19 protein-coding genes are annotated in these 14,911 nt (G+C 64.6%); 5 read left to right on the top strand and 14 right to left on the bottom strand.

Features of this window, described 5'->3' with window-relative positions; all coding sequences use genetic code 11:
* The first annotated feature begins 350 nt into the window (after positions 1-350).
* Positions 351-1,652, top strand: a complete 1,302-nt coding sequence (locus ACYQ26_RS19650) for a glucose-6-phosphate isomerase (RefSeq protein ID WP_459810571.1) — start codon at positions 351-353, stop codon at positions 1,650-1,652.
* A 94-nt stretch (positions 1,653-1,746) separates the two neighbouring features.
* Positions 1,747-2,877: a CPBP family intramembrane glutamic endopeptidase gene (locus ACYQ26_RS19645; protein WP_459810570.1), complete on the top strand. Its 1,131-nt coding sequence runs from the start codon at positions 1,747-1,749 to the stop codon at positions 2,875-2,877.
* A 111-nt stretch (positions 2,878-2,988) separates the two neighbouring features.
* Here ACYQ26_RS19645 and ACYQ26_RS19640 read toward each other — a convergent pair whose 3' ends face one another.
* Both ACYQ26_RS19640 and ACYQ26_RS19635 read right to left on the bottom strand, forming a co-directional pair.
* Positions 2,989-3,447, bottom strand: coding sequence for an NOB1 family endonuclease (locus ACYQ26_RS19640; protein ID WP_013881123.1), 459 nt, complete (start codon positions 3,445-3,447; stop codon positions 2,989-2,991).
* A 4-nt stretch (positions 3,448-3,451) separates the two neighbouring features.
* Entirely contained in the window at positions 3,452-3,697 is a 246-nt protein-coding gene (locus tag ACYQ26_RS19635; protein WP_459810569.1) for a PRC-barrel domain-containing protein, read from the bottom strand.
* A 289-nt stretch (positions 3,698-3,986) separates the two neighbouring features.
* On the opposite strand from ACYQ26_RS19635, the gene infB reads away from it, so the two are divergent.
* Positions 3,987-5,810 (top strand): translation initiation factor IF-2, encoded by a 1,824-nt coding sequence (gene infB / locus ACYQ26_RS19630; RefSeq protein WP_459810568.1) that lies wholly within the window; start codon positions 3,987-3,989, stop codon positions 5,808-5,810.
* Positions 5,811-6,001: 191 nt separating this feature from the next.
* Here infB and ACYQ26_RS19625 read toward each other — a convergent pair whose 3' ends face one another.
* The 8 genes from ACYQ26_RS19625 to ACYQ26_RS19590 all read right to left on the bottom strand — a co-directional run bounded on the left by ACYQ26_RS19625 (position 6,002) and on the right by ACYQ26_RS19590 (position 9,803).
* Positions 6,002-6,262, bottom strand: coding sequence for a hypothetical protein (locus ACYQ26_RS19625; RefSeq protein ID WP_459810567.1), 261 nt, complete (start codon positions 6,260-6,262; stop codon positions 6,002-6,004).
* Positions 6,263-6,266: 4 nt separating this feature from the next.
* Positions 6,267-6,506, bottom strand: coding sequence for a hypothetical protein (locus tag ACYQ26_RS19620; RefSeq protein ID WP_459810566.1), 240 nt, complete (start codon positions 6,504-6,506; stop codon positions 6,267-6,269).
* 651 nt (positions 6,507-7,157) lie between these two features.
* Positions 7,158-7,481: a hypothetical protein gene (locus ACYQ26_RS19615; RefSeq protein WP_459810565.1), complete on the bottom strand. Its 324-nt coding sequence runs from the start codon at positions 7,479-7,481 to the stop codon at positions 7,158-7,160.
* Complete coding sequence (locus ACYQ26_RS19610) at positions 7,478-8,350, bottom strand: transcription initiation factor IIB family protein (protein ID WP_459810564.1); 873 nt, start codon at positions 8,348-8,350, stop codon at positions 7,478-7,480. The genes ACYQ26_RS19615 and ACYQ26_RS19610 overlap by 4 nt, the downstream gene beginning before the upstream one ends.
* A gap of 97 nt (positions 8,351-8,447) precedes the next feature.
* The gene (locus ACYQ26_RS19605) at positions 8,448-9,176 is read right to left on the bottom strand and encodes a hypothetical protein (protein WP_459810563.1); all 729 of its coding nucleotides are present in this window, start codon (positions 9,174-9,176) and stop codon (positions 8,448-8,450) included.
* On the bottom strand, positions 9,173-9,457 hold the full coding sequence (locus tag ACYQ26_RS19600) for a hypothetical protein (RefSeq protein WP_459810562.1): 285 nt from the start codon (positions 9,455-9,457) through the stop codon (positions 9,173-9,175). The genes ACYQ26_RS19605 and ACYQ26_RS19600 overlap by 4 nt, the downstream gene beginning before the upstream one ends.
* Complete coding sequence (locus ACYQ26_RS19595; RefSeq protein WP_459810561.1) at positions 9,454-9,636, bottom strand: hypothetical protein; 183 nt, start codon at positions 9,634-9,636, stop codon at positions 9,454-9,456. Before ACYQ26_RS19595 ends, ACYQ26_RS19600 begins: the two co-directional genes overlap by 4 nt.
* A gap of 2 nt (positions 9,637-9,638) precedes the next feature.
* Positions 9,639-9,803, bottom strand: coding sequence for a hypothetical protein (locus ACYQ26_RS19590; protein ID WP_459810560.1), 165 nt, complete (start codon positions 9,801-9,803; stop codon positions 9,639-9,641).
* A 644-nt stretch (positions 9,804-10,447) separates the two neighbouring features.
* Here ACYQ26_RS19590 and ACYQ26_RS19585 point away from each other — a divergent pair.
* Positions 10,448-11,179, top strand: a complete 732-nt coding sequence (locus ACYQ26_RS19585; protein WP_459810559.1) for a hypothetical protein — start codon at positions 10,448-10,450, stop codon at positions 11,177-11,179.
* A 5-nt stretch (positions 11,180-11,184) separates the two neighbouring features.
* On the opposite strand, the gene ACYQ26_RS19580 is transcribed toward ACYQ26_RS19585, so the two are convergent.
* Together ACYQ26_RS19580 and ACYQ26_RS19575 are read right to left on the bottom strand one after the other, a co-directional pair.
* Positions 11,185-12,258, bottom strand: coding sequence for a tyrosine-type recombinase/integrase (locus ACYQ26_RS19580; protein WP_459810558.1), 1,074 nt, complete (start codon positions 12,256-12,258; stop codon positions 11,185-11,187).
* Positions 12,259-12,260: 2 nt separating this feature from the next.
* A complete protein-coding gene (locus tag ACYQ26_RS19575) occupies positions 12,261-12,806 on the bottom strand; it encodes a hypothetical protein (RefSeq protein ID WP_459810557.1) in 546 nt (181 codons plus the stop codon).
* Positions 12,807-13,017: 211 nt separating this feature from the next.
* On the opposite strand from ACYQ26_RS19575, the gene ACYQ26_RS19570 reads away from it, so the two are divergent.
* Complete coding sequence (locus tag ACYQ26_RS19570) at positions 13,018-13,221, top strand: hypothetical protein (protein WP_459810556.1); 204 nt, start codon at positions 13,018-13,020, stop codon at positions 13,219-13,221.
* Positions 13,222-13,255: 34 nt separating this feature from the next.
* Here the strand turns inward: ACYQ26_RS19570 and ACYQ26_RS19565 are convergent, their stop codons facing one another.
* Together ACYQ26_RS19565 and ACYQ26_RS19560 are read right to left on the bottom strand one after the other, a co-directional pair.
* Positions 13,256-13,636, bottom strand: coding sequence for a cyclophilin-like family protein (locus ACYQ26_RS19565; RefSeq protein ID WP_459810555.1), 381 nt, complete (start codon positions 13,634-13,636; stop codon positions 13,256-13,258).
* A gap of 73 nt (positions 13,637-13,709) precedes the next feature.
* A complete protein-coding gene (locus ACYQ26_RS19560) occupies positions 13,710-14,705 on the bottom strand; it encodes a PH domain-containing protein (RefSeq protein ID WP_459810554.1) in 996 nt (331 codons plus the stop codon).
* Positions 14,706-14,911 lie beyond the last annotated feature (206 nt).

Raw genomic sequence — 14,911 nt, 5'->3', positions numbered from 1 at the left:
GCTCTATCCGCGATCACGTCTTTCGGGACCGCCGCCGTCGCCGCGTTAGATGGGCCGAGCAACGGGGCGAACGCGAACACGACGGCCATCGCGACGCCTAGAGGAACAGCCCTCACATGCCCCGCAACTGAACCGCTTGCTCGTGGACTCGGGTCTCTAACTCCTCGAGCCTGGCGTCGACGTCGTCCGGCGGATCGTGGGGTTCGTCGGACACGGAAACTATCGCTCAGATGCAACTTCTCCGGCAAGTATTTTCCGTTGCCGCCGAGGGCGAGCGCGGCCGGTCCGCCGCGGAGACGGACCGATCCGATCACGGAACGCCTTTACTGCAGGGGGTTGCGCCCTCCCGTATGAACGTCGACATCGGCAACGCCCTGGCGTCGGTCGCCTCGCCGGGCGTCTCGAGGGAGTCGCTCGAGCGGTTGGACGAACAGGTCGCGGACGCCCACGAGCGCATCGAGCGCGGGATGGCGAACGCGGAGCACGGCTACGAGGCGCTGAACCTGCCCGAGCGGACCGATCCTGACGAGATCCGGGCCGCGGTCGAGCCCGTCGCCGACGCCGAGGCGCTCGTCACGGTCGGCATCGGCGGCAGCGCGCTCGGTGCAGCGACGATCACGAACGCGCTGGCCGAGGAGTCGGACGCCGAGACGGTCTTCCTCGACAACGTCGACCCCGAGTGGGTCACCCAGCAACTCGAGTCGCTGCCCCTCTCGGAGACGGCGATCAACGTCGTCTCGCGCTCGGGGACGACCGCGGAGACGCTGGCGAACTTCCTCGTCGTCCGCGAGGCCTTCGAGTCGGCGGGCGTCGACTGGACCGAGCGGACGATCGTCACGACCGGCGAGTCCGGCCCCCTTCGGAACCTCGCGGACCGCCACGACCTGCCCTCGCTGAAGGTCCCCGACGGCGTGCCCGGACGCTTCTCCGCGCTCTCCGCCGTGGGGATGGTCGCCGCGGCCGTCTGTGGCCACGACCTCGAGGCCTTGCTCGAGGGAGCCGCCGCCGAGCGCGAGACGCTGTCGGGGTCGCTGTTCGAGTGTCCGGCCTACGCCTACGGCGCGACGACCTACGCGCTGGACGGACGCGGCGCGGGGATCAACGCCGTGATGCCCTACGCCGAATCGCTCGAGACCTCCGCGGAGTGGTTCGCCCAGCTGTGGGCCGAGAGCCTGGGGAAAGACGACCTCGGGCAGACGCCGGCCCGCGCGCTCGGCGTGACGGATCAACACTCCCAGTTGCAGCTCTACCGCGCGGGGCCGCGGGACAAGCTCGTGAGCTTCGTCGTCCCGCAGGAGCGGGCCGATCGGTCGATCCCCGAGACGGACGTCGAGGAACTCGCCTACCTCGGCGACTCGACGCTCGGCGAGTTGCTCGAGGCGGAGTTCGAGGCGACGGAGGCGAGCCTCGCGGCGGCCGGGCGGCCGAACGTCCGCGTCGAGATCGACCGGGTCGACGAGTACGAACTCGGCGGCCTGCTGTACGGGATGGAGGCCGCGTGCGTGCTCGCGGGCGAGCTCTACGGCGTCAACACCTTCGAACAGCCGGCCGTCGAGTGGGCCAAGAAGGCGACCCGCGGGCTGCTCGGCGGGGGCGAGTTCGAGGAGGCCGAGGCGGTCGCCGAGAAGACCGAGTTGCGCGTCGAACGGTAGGGCGGATTCGACCGCCCCGCTGACGGCGGCGTCACCGCCCTTCGGATCGTCCGGTAGCGGTGCCCCTATGAGTGCGCGCACGAACACGGAAAATATGACAGAGACTGCACGGGCCGACGACGCGGCCCCGGTCGCGTCCGACGCCGTTCCCGGCATCGGGACGGTCCTCGCGGCCGTGACGATGGCCGCCACGCTCCTTCCCGTCACCCGCGGCGTCGACTCCCCCGCCGTTTTGGGGGCCGCCGCGTTCGCCATCGCCGCCGTCCTCGCCTTCCTCGCACGCCGCCACGGCGCCGTCGGCCGCCGGGTCGCCGCGATCGCCGCGGCCTCGAGCGTCGTCGTCCTCCTGTGTGCCGGCTACGCGCTCAACCAAGGGATCGCCGCGTCGGTGCAGGTTCCCGGCGTCGGATTCTCCCTCTCGCTGGTGTTTACGGCGTTCGTGACGGCGGGACTCGCCGTCGGCGTCGGCGTCGCGGACTACTTCGGCGTCGGGCTCGCGGGGCTCAAAGCCAGGACGCTCCAGACGGCGACGCTGGCCCTGCTGGGCTTCGGGGGGCTGTTCGCCGCCCAGATCGCGACGCTGTTGCTGCTGGTGCCGATCCTCACGGTGTTCAACGTTCCCTTCGAGGCGCTGTCGGGCGTCCAGACGACCGTCGTGAGTCAGTTCGGCATGGCGATCGGGACGGCCGTCCTCGCGGTCGGCTACCTCTCGGCGTCCGACCTGGACCGCTCGTTCCTCGATCTGTCCGTGCCGTCGAAGCGCGATCTGCTCTGGATCGTCGGCGGCGTCCTCGTCATCTTCGGCGCGATAATGGCGATCACGTTCGTGTTCCAGACGGCGGGCGTCGAGAGCGCCGAGCACGGGACGGCCCAGCAGGCCCAGGACAACCCCGAGATCCTGCTGGTGTTGATTCCGGCCTCGATCCTGGTCATCGGTCCCTTCGAGGAACTGCTCTACCGGAACGTGATCCAGAAGTCGATGTACGACACCTTCTCGCGGTACGGCGCCGTCGTCGTCGGCAGCGTCATCTTCGCGATCATCCACACGCAGGCCTACTGGACCGCGGGCCCGGGGCAGGTCGCCGCGAGCCTGGGGACGGTCTTCGGCCTCTCGATCGTCCTCGGGACGGTCTACGAGCGCACGGACAATTTGGTGGTTCCGGCGCTCGTCCACGGCATCTACAACGCGGTCGTCTTCGCGAACCTCTATTTCAGCTACGTCTGATCACGCCGACCGCTGCTATCGCTTCTGCCACCGGTCACCGGATACCTACCGCTCACCGACCTCGCTGCACCGCACTCGAGAAAACGCGTCCGGTCCGTGCGGTAGCTCCCGTTACGAGGGATTCTTTCGCGCTAACTCCGAGCCGCAGATCGGACAGCGATCCTTCTCCTCGTCGAACTCGCGGCCACAGCCCTGGCACTGCCAGTGCCAGTGGCGCTGCTCGTCGATGCCCTCGCGGGCGATCACTTCGACGGCGACGTTCAGTTTCTCGGCGACGTTTTGCATCGCGTAGTCGTCGGTCACGAGCGTCCCGTCGAGTTCGAAACTCGCCGCGATGAGCCGAACGTCGGTCTCCGAGAGGACCTCGAGGTCGCCCGACTCGCGGGCCGCGCGCTGGACCTTCTCGGTGGTGTCGTCGTTGGGGATGTGAATGTGCATCCCCGAGCCCTCCATCGCGTCGTAGCGATAGGCGCTCTCGTCCTCGAGTTCTTCGCGGACGAGGGGGATAGTTGCAGTCTGTTCTGACGTGTGAAAGTCGTGGATAAAAGCCGAGGAGTCGAGAACGTACATACCGTTAGCGCTGGACGACGATGTAGTCTTTCACCGCTTGGACGCGGCTGACCGGAACGAGGAATCGGCCGTCCTCGCTGAGGTTGAAGTCCACCGAGCGGGTCGGCAGCTCTTCGTCCGGCTCGATGACGAGGTCGTGCAGTTCGCCCGATTTGATGTCCATCGTGATGTTGTAGAGCAGGCCGAGCTCCGTACCGTCGGAGCCCATGACGGATTTGCCCGAGAGGTTCTCGGCGAGTATATCGCTCATGCATACCCGTATTTACTAATCGGTATTAAACGATTTGCAAAACCGAGTTCCTTGCGATTACGGCGGCGGCCGCGCGCTCGAACTGTCGGATAGTCGACCCCATTCGCGGACGCGATCGGCCGTCGGCGAGCAGGGACACGAAACGGCGTGAGACGGCGTGACTCGAGCCGAGCGCTCGAGAACTGCACGCACAATCGCGCACGTAACGCCGTCGAGCCGACGGCCGTGACGATGGGTTTAACTACCGTCCTGCGGACGATCTAGGCAAGACCTTCTCGGGTGGTTCACCATGTCGGATACGGATACTGATACAGAGACGAACGCGCGCGACCCCGCATCTACGTCCCTTAGAACGCCGATCGTCGCCGTCCTCGGGCACGTCGACCACGGCAAGACGAGCCTGCTGGATAAGATCCGCGGCTCCGCGGTCATCGAGGGCGAAGCGGGTGCAATTACCCAGCACATCGGGGCGACGGCCGTCCCGCTCGATATCATCTCCTCGATCGCCGGCGATCTCGTCGATCCCGACGACTTCGATCTTCCGGGTCTCCTCTTTATCGACACGCCGGGGCACCACTCCTTTACGACGCTGCGCTCCCGCGGCGGTGCGCTCGCCGACATCGCCATTCTCGTCGTCGACGTCAACGACGGTTTTCAGCCGCAGACGCTCGAGGCGCTCGACATCCTCAAGCGCTCGGAGACGCCGTTTATCGTCGCCGCGAACAAGATCGACACCGTTCCCGGTTGGAACGAAAACGAGGACTCGCCGATCAACGCCACCTACGAGTCCCAGTCCGACCGCGTCCGCTCACGGCTCGACGAGCAACTCTACGAGATCATCGGTAATCTCTCAGACGAAGGGTTCTCTGCCGACCTCTACTGGCGCGTCCAGAACTTCCAGCGCAACGTCGGCGTCGTCCCCGTCTCCGCGATGACCGGCGAGGGCGTCCCGGACCTGCTGGCTGTCATGATGGGCCTCTCCCAGCGCTACATGAAAGAGGAGATGGAGATCGACGTCCAGGGGCCGGGCGTCGGCACCGTCCTCGAGGTCAAGGAGGAGAAGGGGTTCGGGACGACGATCGACACGGTGCTGTACGACGGGACGATCCGCGCAGACGACCAGATCGTCGTCGGCGGACAGAACGAGCCGATCGTCACCGACGTCCGCGCGCTGCTCCAGCCCCGGCCGCTCGCCGAAATTCGAACCGAGAGCCGGTTCGAAAAGGTCGACGAGGTCGGCGCCGCGGCGGGTATCAAGGTCGCCGCGCCCGAACTCGACGAGGCGATGGCCGGCGCGCCGGTTCGGGTCGTCCGCAACCGCGACCTCGACGACGTCGTCCGCGAGGTCGAGGCCGAACTCGCGGACATCGCCGTCGACACCGCCGAGGAGGGCGTCGTCGTCAAAGCCGACACGCTGGGCAGCCTCGAGGCGATGGCCGACGCCTTGGACGAGGCGGAGGTGCCGATCGTCCGCGCGGAGGTCGGCGACGTCGCGCCGCGGGACGTCTCGGTCGCCTCGACGGCCGACGATCCGAAACAGCGGGTCATCCTCGGGTTCAACGTCGACACACTCTCGGACGCCGAGCGCCGGGCCGAGGCCGACGACGTCACGATCTTCACCGACGAGGTCATCTACCAGCTCATCGAGGAGTACGAGGAGTACGTCGAGGAGATCGAGCAGGCCCAGCAGTCGACCATCCTCGAGAACATCTCGCGGCCGGCCCGGTTCCACATCCTGCCGGACCACACCTTCCGCCAGAACGATCCGGCGGTCGTCGGCGTCGAGGTGAACTCGGGCACCGTCCAGAACAACGCGAACGTCGTGAAGTTCGAGGGCAACGAGCCCGAGCGCGTCGGCCAGATCAAGGGGATCCAGGAGCAGGGCGAGGACATCGACGAGGCCCGCGCGGGCGACCGCGTCTCGGTCGCGATCGACGGCCCGACCGTCGGCCGACAGATCGAGGAGGACGACGAACTCTGGACCGAGATCCCCGAAAAGCACGCGAAGATCTTAGAGCAGGAGCTGGCCGACGACATCCCGGCCGACGAACTCGAGGCGCTGAACATGTACCTCGACAAGCAGCGCAGCCGCGATCCGTTCTGGGGGAAGTAGGCGAATCGTGTACCCAATTGGGTGAACAACGCGGGCGGCTTCACCCACTTCGAGCGCCTAACTTCTCTGGATTCTTTCATAAGAAAATTGAACCGCAAGACGGCGCGGACCCGCCCCCATCAAAGATAGCCTGGCGCGGGTCCCTACGAGGAAAGGGTGGGTGGTGGGTACGCCCGCGAGAAGCGACCCGATTAGTCCCGCTCAAACCCGATGGTTCGCGCTTTCACGTCGCCGTATGATTCCTCAATCCCACAGTCGGGACATTCCAGGTAAAGCCACCATTTGGTTCCGTCCCCACCTTCGAGTCCCCCGTCGTGCTCGTATCCCGACATTCCACCTATCACAAGTTCGTACCCACACATGGGACACTCCCACGTCTCACCTCGGACCTTCTCAATGAACTCCCCCGCCTCACCGCCAACGTCAGGGTAGAAAAAACGACTGTCCTGCATGGTTTCAAGCCCTCTCCTCTGCGAACTCGAAGAACATGAACAGTAGTATGCCCCCGAGACTCAGGGGGACAATCGCTAATAACCCACCTACCAGTAGTTCGACAGACTGCTTGAGCATCGCAGGGTCGGAACCGAACAGTCCCGCTTTGAGCGCGAGAAAGCCCATTCCGAGCATGAACGGAGCGACGGCAATGAGGGTGAGCAAGTCCCCTATGTCGCTTATCTCCGCCCAAATTTTTGTCATACATTTGGAATGAGCGGATGTGGACTAAAAAGTGTTCCGCCGATTCGGAGGTGACAGTCCTCAAAACCTCAGTTTTGAGGAGATGCGACGACCGTTGTGATATGTAGGACAAACGGGTTCGGCTTCTCGCATTTTTAAGAGACCTTTCACGTCATGCCGATGGAACCGAGGGCTTCGCCCGATGAGTGTTCCACCGAATCGTCGGCGTGACCTGAACGGTTACGCGGCTATCCACGCTCGGGCGGGTCGGGGATGCCCGTCCTCGTCGTCACGGTCGCATGGGGTCGGCTTCGGGGCGTCGTGGTGCTCATTGACGCCTTTGATGGTGGCCAACATCGCCACCGCGCTTCCTCATAACGCTATTCGGACCCACGCCGCGCTTTCTGGCGTGGGCTTCTCGAAACACACCCGTAGCCGCGGCTATCGGGTTTTTGATACACGAAAACGTCCGAATCCCGCGCCACGCCCGTATTGATTGACGGGCGTACTATCAGTCAACTGACATTCCACCACAGAAAACCAGTTCGCTCCGCCCGCCACGAACGCCAGACGAATCCCGTTGGCGCTCTCCACGGGGTTCTCCCGCTGTCCCAACCCCCTCATTGGTATAACGTTAATGCTACTACTTAAACGAACGTTGGAGCTACGGGCCTACACGAACTCCGCCAACCCGCTCGGGTCGTCGTGTTCCTCTGCGTAGTCGTCAAGTGTCCGCTGTTCGTCGTCAACCTTGTACGACCGCCCGTACTTCGGGGTGAACTCGAAGCCCTCCATCGGTCGCACAACGTCTTGTAGCGTCTGACGGGCGACGTTGAACAGACGGGCGATTTCTCGGGTCGAATACTGGCGCTCCTCATGGAAGTACCGCAGAACGCGCTTCGACCGCCACGGTTTCTCACGCTCCACCAAGAGACGGCGAATCTCGTCGTCGGGGACCCGACAATTGTACGGGTGGTCGTCGTCGGTGTACGTCATTCCCATGTCACCCCCGCAACGACGGTCGCCACCTCGAAGCCGCGCCGTTCTGCGACCGCCTCAACCGCCTCACGCTCCGCGAGACGGTTCGCTACGAGTCGTTGAACGCGGTCGTCATTCGCCACGGCGGTGAGGTTTTCCAGAACGCGGAACCGCTTGGCGGGCGACTGTGCGCGTTCAAGCGCGTTCTGTATCTGCTGAATCTCGTCGGTGTGGGCATCAATGCGACGGATTCGCTCGGCTATGTGTTCGTCGTGGGCGACTACGAGCGCCCCGAGTGCGACCGCCTCGTACTGTCTCCCGTTCGTCTCGTCTGCGGGGAGTTCCAACACGAGCGACCGCGCCCGTTCTCGGGTCCGCCTCGTCGCGTCAACGGTACTGGCGAGGGCGTCAACCGCGCCGAGAAGCGACATTGACCGAATGCGGTCGTCGCCGTCGGTTTCTACGCCCGCGCCGTCGTGGCGTTTCAGGTACTCGTCGCCCTCACGCTCGTACCGCTCGGGGTCAAACGTCAGAACGGACTCGTCGCGTTTCCGTAGCCGTTCCCACCGCTTCGAGTCAATGTCCCGCTTGGCGATTTGAGTCCCGAGCGGGCGACCCGAGCGTTCGCCAGTCTTGGCGGAGTTCGTCGTCTCAAGGTCCCGCTGTTCGCCCCGTGACTCGTCAATCTCACGGGGGAGAACGTCAACGGCGCGGCTACGGAACGGCGACGCGCTCGTCACGTCGCGGTCTAACCGTTCGTCAACGACGAGTCCGCAGTCCTTACAGTATCGGTCGTTCGTCTTGTCGTCGCCACGAACGCGCCCGTCACACTCGGGACACGTCCGCGTCGCTATGCTACTGTCGTGGTTCTGGTGCGTGGTGCTCATTGTGGTAACTCGGGTGGGGACTCGCGGCTCCGCGCCACCCTCCCCAAGTCACCACACTTGGGACTGTCGCGGTAGCCCGCTCCCGCAAAGAGGGGCGTTACGTCATGTCGTGGGCTACGATGTTCCCACCGCCGTCGTACTCGTCGGGGTCGTGTTCCGAGATGTCCACGGTCGTGGAGGTGGAGCGATTGATTTCATCGGCGCTTCGCCCGCGACGACGACGCTCCCGCCCGCGTTCGTCCACCGTCGCACCGTCCATCAGATTCATCTCACGGAGAGTGTCTTTCACGTCGCGCTCCGACACGGTGTACCGAGTGTCGCCCGCTCGGGCGTCGTTGACGGCGCGTTCAAGGAACTCTACCACCTCCGCGACGCCCATGCCGCAGACGACCGTGAGGTGATGAATCAGTCGGTGGTCGTCGTGAGGCGGGGTCGCCAGGTCGTCAAGATGAACAGGGTCGTCCGCCAGCGGAACATCAATGGTCCCCGTTGCGGTTTCCACCTCGAAGGAACCGCCCGAAGGGAGTTCGACCCCGTGGAGGTCCGCGCCCTTTTCGACACGGGACACGGAGGTGTGGAGTTCGTCGGCTACGTCTCGGGGTTCCGTGACGAGTTCGTGGTTCGCCACCTCCGCGAGCGTGTCGCCAGCGGTTGGGTGGAGCGGGTCGTCGGGATACTCGTCGTATCCCACGTTCGCCAGCGGTTCACCCTCCTCGAAGCCGACACGTTCGCCCTTTTCGAGCGCGTCGTCAACCTCCACGGGACGGTCGTCCGCGGGGTCGGGGAGCCGTTCGCGGGCGGCTTCGAGGGTATCGCGGTCTATCATTCGCCGTACACCTCCCGCGGGACGGCGAACCAGATGTTTTCGTTCCACGGGTCAACCCCGAGAACGTTCGACCCTTCGGGGACGGACACGTCGCCGTCGGCGTCGTCGTTCAGAACGACGTATTCGGCGCGGTCGCCAGTCCCCGCGACGGTGACGGCAAGGTCGGGGTAGTTTCCACTCCCGACACGCTCCACCGCCGTCGTCGCGCCGTCGGGAAGTTCGATTACGTCGCCCTCGTCGGGGTCACGGTACGTCGTCGCGTAGAGTTCTGCGTCGTTCATCGGTCGTATTCCTGAACTTTCTGTTCGCGGTACTCGGCAAACTCGTCGGGAATGTGCTCGAAGGTCCCACCGTTCGGCTCGGGGTAGTGACGGCGACAGTAGTAGTCGCCGTTCTCGTCGGGGAACGACGGGAGAACGACGGGACACTCGGGGTGCTCGCAAGTCTCGTCAACAGACATGGTTAGATGTCGAGGTTGTTCGTTCGCGTCTCGCTTTCGTAGAAGCGGGCGAGTTCCGCCACGACGTAGCCGTAAGGCGTCTCGTCGCCACCGAAGTGACGGCGACGAACGTCGCGGAGTAGCGCCTTTTCCTCGTCGGACAGTCGAATGCGTTTGTCTCGGGCCATAGTTTGTCTTGAGAACTGTGGTCGCGGGCGACCACCGCCTCCGTGTTAACCGTAATAACGAGTGATTCACGGACCAACGCGGTCGAATCTCGTCACTCGGGTGTGGTCGCCCACGCCCACCGCCTCCGTGTTAACCGTAATCACAAGTGACCGATTATTAACGGGCGCTAACGGAATCTAAGGCGGTATCAGACGTGACGAAATGCGCCAAGCGCCCCGCTCCCGTGTTCTGTGGCGCTCGCAGTTCGTGTCGCTTTCGTGTTATTAACCTCGCGCATATCACCGTGTCATGGGACCGCCCCGCGACCCCATTCACTCCTTTAAGTCGTACCATACACGTGTAGACTATGAGGGGAGTGAGGGAGCGGGACAGTCCCGTGACGGAGCGCCAACGGGATTCGTCTGTCCAGCACCCCGCCAACACGACACGCCCCAATCAACACGGGCGTGAGTCCTCGAAACGGTGATTTTCCGATGTACGAACCCATACGCCAGGTTCTCGAACGAGCGACGCGGCTACGCTTTCCGTCGCCGTGGGACTTGGGACGTGAGTTCCGAATGCCCACGAACGTAACGCGACGACGGCGCAAAACGACTCAGAACCCCACGTCTCGGGGCGATTCGACCAACACCTACGTGATAGCATGAACGAATGTCCAACCTGCGGACGAGAGTTTGAACGGCTCGGGGGTCACTTCCGATACCACCCCGAGCACCGCCCCGACCTTTCGGACGAACAGCGGGCGGTTATCGAGTTCCTGATACTCCGCGGGTGTCACGTTCGTGAGGGTGGGTCACACCCGTCTCTCGAAGTGTTTTCGACCGCAGAATCCGCGATTAGGAGGGTCGCGGATGAACTCGGGTGGTTGGCCAACGACCCGCGGCTCCACCAAAGCGCGACGGACGTAGCGGAGCGTCTGAACGACCGCTTCGAGGGCTACGAGTTCGACCCCGCGGAGTGTGACGACGTGTTCGCCGTCTCCACGGTCCCCCACCCCGCGCTCGGGGACTACGAGGGTCCCGAGTCCGTGGAGCGACTACGCCCGTTCACGGGGCGTCTGCTGGCGTGTGAGGCGGGCGTCTGGCGGGGGCTTCCGCTCGGGTCGCTCTACCTTGACGTTCGGGGCTTCGACGTGTCTGGCGACCACCTCCGCCGTCTACTCCGTCGCATGGGCGTGACGACGGCGGAGCATGACGGTGAGGGCTACGCCAAGCCCGATTCGACCATGCGACGGCGGTATCACCCGAGCGACGACGTTCTGACGCTCCCCCACGGTGAGGCGGTGAAGTTCCTCGAAGCGGTAGGACTGTCCATCGGGGACATGACGCCCGACCGTCCGCTCACGGTTCGGGAAGTGGTCGAAGGGGCGTACTGAATACGTCAGAAAGAGGGACCGTCGCGCCGAATCATGTCCGCGGCGTCGTCGTCAATCACGGACGTGTAGATGTCCGTCACGCTCAAGTCGTGATGTCCGAGGGCTTCCTTGACCATCGGCGCGGGAACGCCGTTCTTGGCGCATTGAACGGCGAACGTCGCTCGTAGCGCGTGAGGCGTGACGAGGTGTTGCTCCCGTCCGAGGGCGTCTTTCCCGTAAGACTGCTGGATACCCGCCCGTTCTGCGGCTTCAACTACGATGTCCCGAACGACCGTCTCCCCGAGGTGGTCACTCTCGCCTCTCCCGTCGGGCGGAAAGAGGTAATCACTATCTTCGGCTCCGTATTCCTGCGCTCGGTGGTGGTCAATCCACATCCGAAGGTCCCGCGCCAGTCTATCCGAGCGGAAGCCGACCGTCCGATAGTCGTCGTTCTTTCGCTCGTAGATGCGGATGCGCTTCTCGCCAGGGTCAACGTCCCGCAGACGGAGACTGATTACTTCCGACCGTCGCATACCCGTTGCGACCAAGAGGCGGATTATGAGCGTGTCGCGGAAGCCGTCCGCGGCTTCAATCAGTTGCTCCACCTCGTCGGCTTCGAGGTAGAATACGCCCTCTCGCGTCTGACGCTTCTTTTCGGTGGTGATTGACCACTTCCCCTCGTTGCTCGGTTTCTCCCACTCGTCAACGGGGTTCGGGTCGTCGGGGCGGTGAATCTGAAAGAACTTCGAGATAGCGCCGACGGCGTTCTTGACGGTCCCCTCCGAGTAGCCGACGGGTTCGCCACCTTCGAGCGACGCGCCACACTCGGGACAGTCGTCCTCGAAAGGGTCCGCCACCTCGTCACACTCGGGGCATTCGGTTCCCGCTCCGCGCTTTTTCATCCACCGACGGAACCGCAGAAAGTCGTCCTCCACCTCAATGTCGCTTTCAAGGTCTTTTCCACGCTCTTGAAGCCACGACTCGAATTTGCGGAGGTGGCGAACGTGGCGCTTCACCGTCCGCTCTGCGGCGTCGCTATCCGACCGCAGAACGTAACTCTCGCGGTAGGACTCCACGGGGTCCGCGGTGCTCGCACACATGGTTACACCTCCCGCCAGTACCGCGGTTCCTCGAAGTCACGGAGCATGAGCATGGTCACGTCATCCCCGTACTCGTACCGTAGTTGTACGAGGGCGCGGGCCGCCTCCTCCTCCGTGACGCCCGCCTCGTCTGCGATTTCCGACGGCGTAGCCCCGAACTCCGTGGCGATAGCATCCTTGTCCGCGCCCTCGAAGCCGCTTTCAACCACGGGTATCGCCCCGTACACATCCGAGAACACGCTTTCGGGGATACCGCCCTGCGATAGCATGGTGTCGTGCATCTTCTCAAGGCGGTCCTCAATGGCTTCGAGGGCGCTCCCGTTATCTTCGACACCGTTGAGGATGTCGTCTATCCGCCCGTTCGCTTCGACCGTCTGCGAACCCGACTCTGCGGAAGCGTCGCCCGTATCCCGCTCAATCTGGCGTTCAACGGCGTGACGGACGAGTTTCGACATACTCCCGTACTTATCGCCAAAGTCGTCGTTAGCGTGTTCGTTCCACTTCTCTTTCCGCCCGTCGCCAACGCGGATGTGGACTTTTTCGCTCATCGTTCCACACTCGAAGCCACGGACTCAACCCACTTATTCGTTTACCCATTTGGGTACACGATTCCGTGGCTTCTGGGGGAAGTAACGCGGCTTTCTTTACTTCGATCGAGAACTATCGGGCTCCCGTCTTTTCTGTCGCTACTCGTCGAAAGCCGCTTCCGACGGCGACACCGGCCAATGCTCTTATCATGGTCTGTTACCTATAAGAAGTATGAACCGTCTCGTCTGGGTGCTCGTCGCGGCCTACGTCGGTCTCGCCGCCGGACTGTTCTACTCGCTCGCGATCGGGGCGACCGAGCTGTTCGTCCTGCTGGCGGCGGTACTGCTCGTCCTCGCCGTCCCGCAGTGGCTCATTCTCTCGCGGCGCAACGGGCGGGTACTCGAGAGCGAGTCGACCGCCCAAGAGCGGTCTTGATCGCCCGGACGGCGTTCTCGTTTAGTTCGAACGGTCAGCTATCCTCGGCCGGCTCGAGTTCCAGTCGTGCGCCGCCGTCGACCGCAGCGAGCGGTTCGACGTCCGTAACGCGCGCGACGACGGTTACGGGGGCGGCGGCCCGTGGTTCGTCCTCGACGCTGGCGGGCGTCGGCCCCCAGAACAGACACAGCTTCGACCCCGCAGGCCAGTACGCGATCGCACCCTCGGGGACGACCTCGCGGGCGTTCTCGCTCGGCGCGTCGAGCGGAACGTCGATGTAGAGTTCGTCGCCCCACCGCACCGCGTCGCCGGCCACCGGCAGCGCGTCAGCGAGCGCCCGCCGGGTTTCGGGCGCGTCGTCGGTCCAGGTCGCCTCGAGTTCGACGCCGTCGACGGTGACTGAGAGATCGCTCATGCGTCGTGCAACGACCGTTCGGTACTTTGCAGTACTGACCGCTGCCGGCGGCGTAACTACGGACGGCGACGGGTTACGTGGTCTCGGTTTCGGTTTCGATGTCCGGCGTCTCGATCTCAGTTCCCTTCTCTGGCCCGCCATCGCGGTCGGCAGCGTCGCGCTCGCGCAGGTCCGGCCGGTCGTGCTCGGGCGCGTCGGTACCCGCTCGAGCCCGTTCGATCCCCGCCAGGACCGCTTCGGGATCGTCGATGGCCGACCGATCACAGCGAATGTCGAACCAGGCGCCGTCGCGCTCGAGGACGAGTTCGTCGTCGGTCAGCCGAACGTCGTCGATCCGCTCCCACGGAATGAACGTCCGATCGCCGATCACGAGGCCGGCGTCGTGGGCGCGGATCTCCGGCGGGTTCCACTGCTCGTTCGGGTCGACGCCGTCCAGTCCGCCCCACTCGGTTCGTTCCGCGAGGAGTATCGCGATCCCGTAGACGGCCCAGAACAGCCCGATCCAGTAGCCGGTCCACGCCAGCACGAGGCCGCCGACGAACGTCACCGCTGTGAGTGCGATCGTCGCGGTCTCCCCGGAGACGAACCCAGAGCGCTGCCACGTCCAGCGTGCGGCCGGCTCGTCGTCCGCGACCGCGTCGGCGTACCGCTTTCGGGAGAGCCGGTTCAGGCCGAACGCCGAGACGCCGGTCAGCAGGGCGAACGCGCCCCCGGCGACGGCGAGGGCCGTGCTCCCCTCGAGACCGGGGACGACCTCGAGGCCGACCGGGACGGCGCCGAATCCCGCGGCGGGGAGGTACGACGCGAGCCGTCGCCACCGACTGGCGCCGATCCGTTCGGGGAGGCCGCGGGCCCGCTTCGCGAGGATGTGTCCCACGACCGCGACGGCGGTGAGCGCGCTCGGAAGGATGCCGAGCAGCGTCGCGGTGGTCGCGCCCGCGAGGAGGCCGCCGATCGCCGCGATCCCGGTCGCGACGATCCCGAGGTAGAAGCCGAACCCGGCCTGAAAGCCGATGTCGGGCTCGCCCACGTCGTCGGGATCGGGAACGTGTCGTCTGAGAGACACCACGGGCGAGACTATGTGCGCCCAGTTACAAATACGTCCGGGCGTGGCCGCCTCCGTGCCGGTCGCCGGTCCGAGCTGTGAGGTCGGCTCAGACCGTTCGACCGCTGACCGTTCGCACCGCTTGAACCGCTCGAACCGCGAGCGTCATCGCCGCCGCCGAATCGTCGGGTCGGGTGATGAAGCCGTTGCCACTTCCACTGTAACGATTA

The organism is Halopiger thermotolerans, from assembly GCF_054654555.1.
The sequence above is the reverse complement of the archived record's forward strand: the minus strand, read 5'-3'. Positions and strand labels throughout refer to the sequence as shown.

Excerpts from the sequence above, each read along its gene's own strand:
- ACYQ26_RS19605 (WP_459810563.1), bottom strand. The coding sequence starts at position 9,176 with ATGATAGACCGCGATACCCTCGAAGCCGCCCGCGAACGGCTCCCCGAC.
- ACYQ26_RS19585 (WP_459810559.1), top strand. The coding sequence starts at position 10,448 with ATGAACGAATGTCCAACCTGCGGACGAGAGTTTGAACGGCTCGGGGGT.
- ACYQ26_RS19615 (WP_459810565.1), bottom strand. The coding sequence starts at position 7,481 with ATGACGTACACCGACGACGACCACCCGTACAATTGTCGGGTCCCCGAC.
- ACYQ26_RS19595 (WP_459810561.1), bottom strand. The coding sequence starts at position 9,636 with ATGTCTGTTGACGAGACTTGCGAGCACCCCGAGTGTCCCGTCGTTCTC.
- ACYQ26_RS19575 (WP_459810557.1), bottom strand. The coding sequence starts at position 12,806 with ATGAGCGAAAAAGTCCACATCCGCGTTGGCGACGGGCGGAAAGAGAAG.
- ACYQ26_RS19625 (WP_459810567.1), bottom strand. The coding sequence starts at position 6,262 with ATGCAGGACAGTCGTTTTTTCTACCCTGACGTTGGCGGTGAGGCGGGG.
- ACYQ26_RS19580 (WP_459810558.1), bottom strand. The coding sequence starts at position 12,258 with ATGTGTGCGAGCACCGCGGACCCCGTGGAGTCCTACCGCGAGAGTTAC.
- ACYQ26_RS19590 (WP_459810560.1), bottom strand. The coding sequence starts at position 9,803 with ATGGCCCGAGACAAACGCATTCGACTGTCCGACGAGGAAAAGGCGCTA.
- ACYQ26_RS19635 (WP_459810569.1), bottom strand. The coding sequence starts at position 3,697 with ATGAGCGATATACTCGCCGAGAACCTCTCGGGCAAATCCGTCATGGGC.
- ACYQ26_RS19650 (WP_459810571.1), top strand. The coding sequence starts at position 351 with ATGAACGTCGACATCGGCAACGCCCTGGCGTCGGTCGCCTCGCCGGGC.
- ACYQ26_RS19645 (WP_459810570.1), top strand. The coding sequence starts at position 1,747 with ATGACAGAGACTGCACGGGCCGACGACGCGGCCCCGGTCGCGTCCGAC.
- ACYQ26_RS19600 (WP_459810562.1), bottom strand. The coding sequence starts at position 9,457 with ATGAACGACGCAGAACTCTACGCGACGACGTACCGTGACCCCGACGAG.
- ACYQ26_RS19610 (WP_459810564.1), bottom strand. The coding sequence starts at position 8,350 with ATGAGCACCACGCACCAGAACCACGACAGTAGCATAGCGACGCGGACG.
- ACYQ26_RS19570 (WP_459810556.1), top strand. The coding sequence starts at position 13,018 with ATGAACCGTCTCGTCTGGGTGCTCGTCGCGGCCTACGTCGGTCTCGCC.
- infB (WP_459810568.1), top strand. The coding sequence starts at position 3,987 with ATGTCGGATACGGATACTGATACAGAGACGAACGCGCGCGACCCCGCA.
- ACYQ26_RS19565 (WP_459810555.1), bottom strand. The coding sequence starts at position 13,636 with ATGAGCGATCTCTCAGTCACCGTCGACGGCGTCGAACTCGAGGCGACC.
- ACYQ26_RS19640 (WP_013881123.1), bottom strand. The coding sequence starts at position 3,447 with ATGTACGTTCTCGACTCCTCGGCTTTTATCCACGACTTTCACACGTCA.
- ACYQ26_RS19620 (WP_459810566.1), bottom strand. The coding sequence starts at position 6,506 with ATGACAAAAATTTGGGCGGAGATAAGCGACATAGGGGACTTGCTCACC.